Consider the following 1,142-nt stretch of genomic DNA (forward strand, 5'->3'; position numbering starts at 1 on the left):
GGCTGAGGGGCGCCGGGCGCGCACGTCGGCCCGCGGGCGCGCACACGCCGCACCAGCGGTCCGTCGCACCCGCCGGGCAGCGGCGCCGCGTACGCTGAGCAGCGGTCGGTCGCGGCGAGTTGCGGGAGCGCATCCACTGCGCCACGCTGGTCTCACGTCACTCTGGGTTTACCGGCGATAACGCTGCGAACCAGCCCGCCGGCCACGACAGCAGGCGGACGTTTGGACGCAAGCACCCTGCTGGATCCGTTGTTCTCCGTGTTCTTCCGGTTCCTCCGGACCTCACATCGGGGAGTCGCAGCCGTGATCAGTCACCCAAGCAGGCACTGCACGGTGGAGCTCCAAGCCCTGCCGTCGCGGATCGGCCAGGTCCGCAGAATCGTATCTGCGCAGTTGCGCTACTGGCACATGGACCCGTTGATCGACCGGGCCGCGCTCGGTGTGACGGAACTGCTGAGCAACGTCCACCGGCACGCCAGGCCCGACAAGTCGTGCACCGTCGAGCTGGAGCTGCTGCCGGACCGGCTCACGGTCTCGGTGCGCGACCACGACCCGCGCCTCCCGGTGCCGGCCGACGCCACGGAGACGAAGGACACCACCCCGCTGGCCACCTGCGGGCGGGGCCTTGCCATGGTGGCCGCGGTGAGCGAGAGCTGGGGCGCCCGCCCGGACGGCGAGAACGGCAAGGTCGTCTGGTTCACCCTCCCGGCCCCGGCCACGACCCGCGCTCATCCGCCGGGGTCGCTGCGGGGAGCCGTACGGGGTGCGCCGACGCCGGCCGCGGGGGCGGCTCCGATGCCCGTCCCGGCGAAGGCGACCGCCCCCGTCAGGGCGACCGCCCCGGCGAAGGCGACCGCCCCGGCGGACGCGGCCGTACCGGCGGGAGTCGGTGCTCCGGCCGAGGCGGCCGTACCGGCGGGAGTCGGTGCTCCGGCCGAGGCGGCCGTCCGGGCCGGTCTCCCGGCGGGAACGTCCGGTTCGGCGGAGCCGGCTGTGGCCCCGGCCGGCCACGTCCCGCCGAGGGCTGCGCCCCTCACGAGTCCGGCGCCCCCACCGCTCCGCCGTACAGCGCCTGCCGAGAGGACGGCACCTGTCGCCGCCGCGCCCGCGCCCGCCGTGGGGTCCGCCCCCACCCCGGCCGG

General features: G+C 75.7%; 1 pseudogene. It reads left to right on the forward strand.

What is annotated here, in order from left to right:
• Positions 1 to 303 precede the first annotated feature (303 nt).
• Positions 304 to 714 (forward strand): annotated as a pseudogene (locus ABZV94_RS41805) (ATP-binding protein); the annotation flags it as partial.
• Positions 715 to 1,142: the final 428 nt, after the last annotated feature.

Origin of the sequence: Streptomyces sp. NPDC004658, from assembly GCF_040609555.1 — a bacterium.
Taxonomy (GTDB): domain Bacteria; phylum Actinomycetota; class Actinomycetes; order Streptomycetales; family Streptomycetaceae; genus Streptomyces.